The organism is Actinomyces sp. Z5 (assembly GCF_003287795.1).
GTDB lineage: Bacteria > Actinomycetota > Actinomycetes > Actinomycetales > Actinomycetaceae > Actinomyces > Actinomyces glycerinitolerans.
Genome location: NZ_QMIN01000054.1, coordinates 1 through 7938, shown reverse-complemented (window position 1 = coordinate 7938; position 7938 = coordinate 1). Strand labels below are relative to the sequence as shown.

Here is a 7938-nt window from a genome sequence, read left to right as displayed (position 1 = left end):
CGCCCGCGCACGCGAGTTGGCGTGCGCGGGCGTCCGTCAGTTGCTCACAGTGGTGAGTGCCGGCTTACGCGGACTCAGGCGAGCTTCTCGCAAACCAGGGCGGTGAGCTGAACGAGGCGGTTGGAGTAGCCCCACTCGTTGTCGTACCAGGAGACGACCTTGACCTGGTCGCCCTGCACCTTGGTCAGCTTGGAGTCGAAGATGGAGGAGTGGGAGTCGCCGACGATGTCGGTGGAGACCAGGTCCTCCTCGGAGTAGGCCAGAACGCCCTCGAGCGGGCCCTCGGCGGCGGCCTTGACGGCGGCGTTGATCTCCTCAACGGTGGCCGGCTTGGCGGGCTTGAAGGTCAGGTCGGTGACGGAGCCGGTCGGGACCGGGACGCGCATGGCGTAGCCGTCCAGCTTGCCCTTGAGCTGCGGGAGGACGAGCGCCACGGCGCGGGCGGCACCGGTGGAGGTCGGGACGATGTTGAGGGCGGCGGCGCGGGCGCGGCGCAGGTCGCGGTGCGGGGCGTCGTGCAGGCGCTGGTCACCGGTGTAGGCGTGCACGGTCACCATCAGGCCGTTCTCGATGCCGAAGGCCTCGTCCAGCACCTTGGCCAGCGGCGCGAGGCAGTTGGTGGTGCAGGAGGCGTTGGAGATGATGTTGTGCTTGGTGGTGTCGTAGTCCTGCTCGTTCACGCCGACCACGAAGGTGCCGTCCTCGTTCTTCGCCGGGGCGGAGATGACGACCTTCTTGGCGCCGGCGTCGATGTGCGCCTTGGCCTTGGTGGCGTCCGTGAAGAAACCGGTGGACTCGACGACGACGTCGACACCCAGGTCCGCCCAGGGCAGGTTGCCCGGCTCGCGCTCGGCCAGGACGCGGATCGGCTTGCCGTCGACGATGATGTTCTCCTCGTCGTAGGTGACCTCGGCGCCGAGGCGGCCCATGATGGAGTCGAACTTGAGGAGGTGGGCGAGGGTCTTGATGTCGGTCAGGTCGTTGACGGCCACGACCTCGAAGTCGGCGCCCTGCTCAAGGGCGGCCCGGTAGAAGTTACGGCCGATGCGGCCGAAGCCGTTGATACCAACGCGGGTGGTCACTTTGTGTCCTCCTAGTGCGCCATGGGACGCACGTATTCGTAGCTTGCTGCACACGTGGTGTGCCCCGGGCCTTCGTGGGGTGCTCCCCGTCCGATCCGGCAGGTTGAGTCTAGCGTTACGTGCACGCCGCCGTGCCGGTTCGGACACGCCAGGGGCGAACACGCGGGTGCATCTCACATGTCGAGCATGTCCTGGGTGAGTACGGATTCCGTGTCCGGGATGCCCAGCTCGTGGGCGCGCTTGTCCGCCATGGCCAGCAGTCGGCGGATGCGTCCGGCCACCGCGTCCTTGGTCAGCGGCGGTTCGGCCATGCGCCCCAGCTCCTCCAGGCTGGCCTGCTTGTTCTGGATGCGCAGCCGTCCGGCCTGTACCAGATGCGCGGGCACGTCCTCCCCCAGGATCTCGAAGGCGCGCTCCACCCGGGCCCCGGAGGTGACGGCGGCGCGCACCGAGCGGCGCAGGTTGGCGTCGTCGAAGTTGGCCAGCCGATTGGCGGTGCCGCGGGTCTCACGGCGCGAGCGACGCTCCACCCAGGTGGCGTTGGCCTCCACGGCCCCCATCTTCTGCAGCAGCACGCTGATCGCCTCGCCGTCGCGAACCACCACCCGGTCGGCGCCGCGAACCTCGCGGGCCTTGGCCACCACGTCGAAACGGCGGGCGGCACCCACCAGCGCCAGGGCCGCCTCACTGCCGGGGCAGGTGACCTCCAGGGCGGAGGAGCGACCCGGCTCGGTGAGTGAACCACGCGCCAGGAAGGCGCCGCGCCAGGCGGCCGCGGAGGCGTTGCGTCCCCCCTGGACTACCGCGACGGGCATGCCGCGCACGGGACGGCCGTGGGCGTCCACCAGGCCGGTCAGGCGGGCCAGGTCGCGGCCGCGGTCGCTCACACGCAGCACGTAGCGACTGCCGCGGTGCAGGGAGCCGGCCTGAACCACCAGCACCTCCGGTGTCATGCCGTACAGCTCCCGCAGGTCCCGGTGCAGTCGGCGCACGGCCCCGCCGTGGTCCAACTCGGCCTCCACCACGATGCGGCCGGACACCAGGTGCAGTCCACCGGCGAAGCGCAGCATGGCCGCCACCTCGGCGCGCCGCTGGGCGGCGTTTTCGGTACTTACGCGGGCGAGCTCGTCCTTGACGGTCACCGTCAGCGACATGTGGTGATGCTCCTGGTCCTTGTTTTTGGGCTGTTATGGGCTGGTTGTGGGCTGCCGCGCGGCCGCTTTTCAGGGTCGGCCGGTTGGGTGCAGTCCACTCGGGTACCGGTCAGGCGGCGCGCGGCGGGCCGGTGATGTCCCCCACCGCGCCGTCGAAGGCGTCCCGGAAGACGGCGGCCAGCCGCAACGGGTCATGGTGGCACAGGGCGTCCCCCGTCCGCACCTGCCGCAGCATCAGCACCGCCCCCATGGAGTCGGCCACCGCGCTCAGTTCCGCGACATCCTCCACCACGCTCGGGTCGGCGATGACCACGTCCAGGCGCAGGTCGGGGGCGTATTCGGCCAACACGCGCAGATGGTCGGCGAGCGTCATGTCGTCGGTCTCGCCGCTCTGCGCCGACAGGTTCAGCACCACGGCCTTGCGGGCGCGGGTACCGACCAGGGCGCGGCGCATGGACGGCAGGATCAGGTGCGGCAGCACCGAGGTGTACCAGGAACCCGGCCCCAGGATCACCCAGTCGGCGGCGTCGATGGCGCGGATCGCCTCCGGGTGTGCATCGGCGTCCTCGGGCACCACGCGCACGTTCTCCATGCGGCCGCGGGTGGAGGCGACGGCCACCTGTCCACTGACGCGCTGGCGGTGATCGCCGTCGACGATATCCGCCTCGATCACCAGCGGGGAGGCGCTCATGGGGATGACCCGCCCGTGAATACTCAGCAGCCGGCCCACCCAGTCCAGCCCCTCGACCTCGTCGCCGAGCAGCTGCCACAGGGCCAGGATGAGCAGATTTCCCAGGGCGTGGTTATCCAGCTCGCCCTCACCGGAGAAGCGGTGCTGGAGCACATCCCGCCAGGTCAGCCCCCACTCGGTCTCGTCGGTCAGGGCCGCCAGGGCCATGCGCAGGTCGCCGGGCGGCAGGCAGTTGAACTCGCGGCGCAGGCGGCCCGAGGAGCCGCCGTCGTCGGCGACGGTGACCACGGCGGTGAGCCGCTGGGTGACGTGCCGCAGGGCCCGCAGGGTGGCGGACAGGCCGTGTCCACCGCCCAGGGCGACGACGGCCGGCCCCTCCTCCCCGCGTCGACGCCAGCCGGCCGAGTCGATGGTGGCGCGGGCGCCGGGCACGTCGATGCCGGTTGCACCGTGCCCGGGCTCCCCCGGAGTCTGTCCCATGACGTTCACTCCCTCCCCAGGTCCCGGTGCTGCACGGCGACCTTGAATCCCGCGGCCCGCAGGCCGGCGCCGATCCGCTCGGCGGTCGCAACCGAGCGGTGCTTGCCGCCGGTACAGCCCACCGCGATGGTGACATTCGGTTTGAGCTCGTCCACGTAACGGGGCAGCGCCGGGATCAGCAGGTTCACGTATCCGTCCACGAAGGCGGCCGCACCATCCTGCTGGAACACGTACTCGGCCACCGGCGCGTCCCGCCCGGTCAGATGCCGCAGTTCCGAAACCCAGTAGGGGTTCGGGATGAAGCGCACGTCCAGGACGTGGTCGGCGTCCATCGGCAGCCCGTACTTGAAGCCGAAGGACATGACCGTCACCCGCAGGCCCAGGTCGGACTCGTGGGCGACCAGTTCCCGGATCCGGCGGGCCAGGTCGTGCACCGAGTAGTCGGAGGTGTTGATGACCTCGTCGGCGGTGCCCTTCAGGCCGGCCAGCAGGGTGCGCTCATGCTCGATGCCGTCCAGGATGGAGCCGGTGCCCTGCAAGGGGTGGGGGCGGCGGGAGGACTCGAAGCGGCGGATGAGCGCGGCATCGGAGGCATCCAGGAAGATCAGGCGTACGTCCACGCCGGCGTCGCGCAGCTGCCCCAGGTACTTCATGAAGGAGGCGAAGAACTCGCGGCTGCGCACATCGACGACCGCGGCCAGCCGGTGCACGCCCGCCCCGACCGTTGTCATCATGCCCGCGAGCGCCGGCAGCAGCTGTGGCGGCAGGTTGTCCACCACGTACCAGTCGAGGTCCTCCAGGGCGTTGGCGGCCCGGGAGCGGCCCGCACCGGACATGCCGGTGACGATGATCATCTCCGGCCGTTTGGCCGGCGGCACCGGCGGGGCCGCCTCATCGATGGCTGGGATGCCGCGCGGGACCGTGTCCTTGGCCGGATCGCGGGGGGCGGGTGCGTCCGCCGCTGGGGTGGCGAGGTGGCGCACCGGCTTGCGCGGGGGGAGGCCCGGCGGCGGCGGGGCGGCGGGGGCGGGTCCGGCGACGGGTACCGACGGGGGGATCCGGTCGGGGCCGGCATCCGGCGCCGGCGGGCGGCCGGGGTCGGTTCGGTCCTGTGCGTCCATGCCCCCAGCATGGCACAACCGGCTGTGCCGGGCTCGCGTAGTTTCGGTAGCGTGGCCGTAGCAGTCGGCACGCGGCTGCCGTGCCGCCCGGGCGCGAAGGCGCACCGCGCACAATCGACTTGGAGGCGACCGTGACCGCATCCCCATCCCCCTCCCCCGCCGCCATGGGCATCGGCACCCCGGGAACGCCCTCGGCCACGAAGGTGGCGCTGCTCGGCTCTGGAGAACTCGGCAAGGAGGTGGCGATCGCGCTGATGCGCCTGGGCGTGGAGGTCACCGCGATCGACCGCTACGCGGGCGCCCCCGCCCAGCAGGTCGCCCAGCACGCCCTGACCGTGGACATGTCCGACCCGGGGGCGCTGACCGCGGCGATCGCGGCGTCCGGGGCACGGATCGTGGTGCCGGAGATCGAGGCGCTGGCCACCGACGCTCTGGTGGCGTTGGAGGAGGCCGGCGCGGTGCGGGTGGTGCCGACCGCGCGTGCCGCGCGCCTGACCATGGACCGGGAGGGGATCCGCCGCCTGGCCGCGGAGACGCTCGGCCTGCCCACCAGCCCCTATGCCTTCGCCTCCTCTTCGGTCGAGCTGGCCATCGCCGCCGAGCGCATCGGCTACCCGTGCATCGTCAAGCCGGTCATGTCCTCCTCCGGGCATGGCCAGTCCGTGCTGCGCGGACCCGACGACGTGGCGGCCGCCTGGCGGCTAGCGGCCGCGGAGGGCCGGGTGGACCGGGGCCGGGTGATCGTGGAGGGCTTTGTGAACTTCGATGCGGAGATCACGCTGCTGACGGTCCGCTCCCGCGACCCGCGCACCGGCCAGACCGTCACCTCGTTCTGCGAGCCGGTCGGGCACCGACAGGTCGAGGGCGACTACGTGGAGTCCTGGCAGCCGCACCCGCTTCCAGAGGCGGCGCTGCGCCGCGCGCAGGAGGTGGCCGCGGCGGTGACCGGCGCGCTGGGCGGCTGGGGCCTGTTCGGGGTGGAGCTGTTCGTCTGCGGCCAGGAGGTGCTCTTCTCGGAGGTCTCCCCCCGCCCACACGACACCGGCATGGTGACCCTGGCGAGCCAGCGCCTGAGCGAGTTCGAGCTGCACGCCCGCGCCCTGCTGGGTCTGCCGGTGGACACCGCCCTGCGCTCGCCCGGCGCCTCCGCCGTGGTTAAGTCGCCCGTCGAGTCCGGGACCGGCGCCGGGGTCACCTACCGGGGCGTCGCCGAGGCGCTGGCGGTGCCGGGCAGCGACGTGCGCCTGTTCGGCAAGCCCGACGCGCACCCCGGACGCCGCATGGGCGTGGCCGTGGCGGCGGCCGACGACGTCGACTCGGCCCGCCGCCGGGCGCGGGAGGCGGCCGGAGCCATCACCGTGACGCGCCCCGAGGGCTAGTCATCGAGGCGGTCAGCGAGCTCGGCGACGGCGCCTGGGCGGGGTGACCCGCGCCTCGCCGTCGCCGTAGCGCACGCCCTCCTCCGCCTTGACGGCGGCCACCAGCACGAAGCTGAGGGTGACCAGCAGTGCCCAGCTGCCGAGCTTGCCCACGTGCACCAGGTGCCACCCGGCCTGCTGATCGGGGTAGCGCCAGGCGTTGAGGAACGTGCCGATGTTCTCCGCCAGCCACAGGAAGACCCCGATGAGCACGAACGACACCGCGGTCGGCATGCGGTAGCGGTCGCCGCCCACGGTGAAGTGCGCCGCGGAGCGCCACAGGGCCAGGATGAAGGCGATCGGGAAGGCGCAGCAGGCCAGTTGGATGGCGGTGAACTGGACCAGGCGCAGCGGCAGCAGCCGCAGCCGGCTCAGCGGGGCGCGTTCTTCGGGCATCGGCACAGACTACCCAGTGCCCGGTGCGCCCGCCGCGAGCCGGCTGCGGCCGCCGGTTACCGCGTAGCCGGTCAGGCCTTCAGGCTGGCGCCATTCGAGGCGATCACGTCCCGGTACCAGCCGAAGGACTGCTTGCGATAGCGCTCCAGGGTGCCGGTGCCGTCGTCGTTGCGGTCCACGTAGATGAAGCCGTAGCGCTTGGACATCTGGGCGGTGGAGGCGGAGACGCAGTCGATGCAGCCCCAGGAGGTGTAGCCGATGACCTGCACGCCGTCGGCGATGGCCTCACGCACCTGCACCAGGTGGTCGTTCATGTAGTCGATGCGGTAGTCGTCCGCGACGGTTGGGGTCCCGTCCGGGCCGGTTACCAGCTCGTCGCGGGCACCCAGGCCGTTCTCCACGATGAACAGTGGCTTGCCCCAGCGGTCCCAGTAGTCGTTCAGGATGGTGCGCAGGCCACGCGGGTCGATGGCCCAGCCCCACTGGGAGACCTCCAGGGTGGGGTTGACGACGCCGCCCATGAGGTTGCCGCCGCTGGCCTCACGCTCCTGGGTGGCGGTCTCGCAGGAGGACATGTAGTAGGAGAAGGAGACGAAGTCGACCGTGTGCTCCGCCAGGGTGCGGCGGTCGGCCTCGGTGATGTCCAGTTCAATGCCCTTGTCCCGCAGCTTGCGCAGGAAGTAGCCGGGGTAGGTGCCGCGCACATGCACGTCGCCGAAGGTGTAGTTGTCGCGTTCGGCCTGCTTGGCGGCCCACACGTCCCGCGGGTCCGGGGTGAGCGGGTAGAAGGGGATCGCCAGGATCATGCAGCCGACCTTCAAGTCGGGGTTGATCTCGTGGGCGATGCGGGTGGCGGAGGCGGAGGCGACCAGCTCGTGGTGGATCGCCTGGTAAAGGTCCCGCTCGCTGAGCTCCTCCTTGGGCGTGTTGATGCCACCGGACATGAAGGGCTCGTGGAGCACGGAGTTGATCTCGTTGAAGGTCAGCCAGTACTTGACCCGCTTGCCGTAGCGTTCGAACAGGGTGCGGGCGTAGCGCTCGAAGAAGCCGATCATGCGCCGGTCGGCCCAGCCGTTGTAGGTCTTGGTCAGGTGCAGCGGGGTCTCGTAGTGGCTGATGGTCACCAGCGGCTCGATGCCGTACTTCTCCAGCTCGTCCAGGACCCGGTCGTAGAAGGCCAGGCCGGCCTCGTTGGGTTCGGTCTCATCGCCCTTGGGGAAGATGCGGGACCAGGCGATGGAGAAGCGGAAGACCTTGAAGCCCATCTCGGCCAGGAGGGCGATGTCCTCCTTGTAGCGGTGGTAGAAGTCGATGCCCACCAGCTTGAGGTTGTCCGGCGTGGGCGCCTCGGTGCGGGGGCCGACGATGCCCTGGGGCATGACGTCCTGGACGCTCAGGCCCTTGCCGTCGGCGTCGTAGGCGCCCTCGTACTGGTTGGCGGCCAGCGCGCCGCCCCACAGGAAGTCGTCGGGGAAGGTGGTTGGTGTCGGCATGGCTGGGTTCTCCTTCATGGGTGCGTTAACGGGTCGGTCTGCTGGTATTCAGGTTCGGAATCGATTCTGCCCGTCCCGCGCCGGCACCGGATGCGCCGGCGCG

General features: G+C 70.9%; 7 protein-coding genes. 1 reads left to right on the top strand and 6 read right to left on the bottom strand.

What is annotated here, in order from left to right; all coding sequences use genetic code 11:
- Positions 1-74: 74 nt before the first annotated feature.
- The 4 genes from gap to rapZ form a co-directional block, all read right to left on the bottom strand.
- Positions 75-1082: a type I glyceraldehyde-3-phosphate dehydrogenase gene (gene gap, locus DRB06_RS07205; RefSeq protein WP_073332391.1), complete on the bottom strand. Its 1008-nt coding sequence runs from the start codon at positions 1080-1082 to the stop codon at positions 75-77.
- A 173-nt stretch (positions 1083-1255) separates the two neighbouring features.
- The gene (gene whiA, locus DRB06_RS07200; RefSeq protein WP_073332394.1) at positions 1256-2236 is read right to left on the bottom strand and encodes a DNA-binding protein WhiA; all 981 of its coding nucleotides are present in this window, start codon (positions 2234-2236) and stop codon (positions 1256-1258) included.
- A gap of 109 nt (positions 2237-2345) precedes the next feature.
- Positions 2346-3407 carry a uridine diphosphate-N-acetylglucosamine-binding protein YvcK gene (gene yvcK, locus DRB06_RS07195; RefSeq protein WP_083565893.1) on the bottom strand — a complete coding sequence of 354 codons (1062 nt, stop codon included), beginning with the start codon at positions 3405-3407 and terminating at the stop codon, positions 2346-2348.
- A gap of 5 nt (positions 3408-3412) precedes the next feature.
- The gene (rapZ, locus tag DRB06_RS07190; protein WP_083565894.1) at positions 3413-4528 is read right to left on the bottom strand and encodes an RNase adapter RapZ; all 1116 of its coding nucleotides are present in this window, start codon (positions 4526-4528) and stop codon (positions 3413-3415) included.
- A 164-nt stretch (positions 4529-4692) separates the two neighbouring features.
- Here rapZ and purT point away from each other — a divergent pair, with 164 nt between their 5' ends.
- Positions 4693-5907: a formate-dependent phosphoribosylglycinamide formyltransferase gene (gene purT / locus DRB06_RS07185; RefSeq protein WP_111819540.1), complete on the top strand. Its 1215-nt coding sequence runs from the start codon at positions 4693-4695 to the stop codon at positions 5905-5907.
- Between the two features lie 12 nt (positions 5908-5919).
- Here purT and DRB06_RS07180 read toward each other — a convergent pair whose 3' ends face one another.
- Positions 5920-6342 (bottom strand): DUF817 family protein, encoded by a 423-nt coding sequence (locus DRB06_RS07180; RefSeq protein ID WP_111819524.1) that lies wholly within the window; start codon positions 6340-6342, stop codon positions 5920-5922.
- 71 nt (positions 6343-6413) lie between these two features.
- Entirely contained in the window at positions 6414-7835 is a 1422-nt protein-coding gene (locus tag DRB06_RS07175; protein ID WP_108967027.1) for a glycoside hydrolase family 1 protein, read from the bottom strand.
- Between the last annotated feature and the right edge of the window lie 103 nt (positions 7836-7938).

Coding starts and splice junctions, on each gene's coding strand:
- rapZ (WP_083565894.1), bottom strand. CDS start 4,528: ATGGACGCACAGGACCGAACCGACCCCGGCCGCCCGCCGGCGCCGGAT.
- yvcK (WP_083565893.1), bottom strand. CDS start 3,407: ATGGGACAGACTCCGGGGGAGCCCGGGCACGGTGCAACCGGCATCGAC.
- DRB06_RS07175 (WP_108967027.1), bottom strand. CDS start 7,835: ATGCCGACACCAACCACCTTCCCCGACGACTTCCTGTGGGGCGGCGCG.
- DRB06_RS07180 (WP_111819524.1), bottom strand. CDS start 6,342: ATGCCCGAAGAACGCGCCCCGCTGAGCCGGCTGCGGCTGCTGCCGCTG.
- purT (WP_111819540.1), top strand. CDS start 4,693: ATGGGCATCGGCACCCCGGGAACGCCCTCGGCCACGAAGGTGGCGCTG.
- whiA (WP_073332394.1), bottom strand. CDS start 2,236: ATGTCGCTGACGGTGACCGTCAAGGACGAGCTCGCCCGCGTAAGTACC.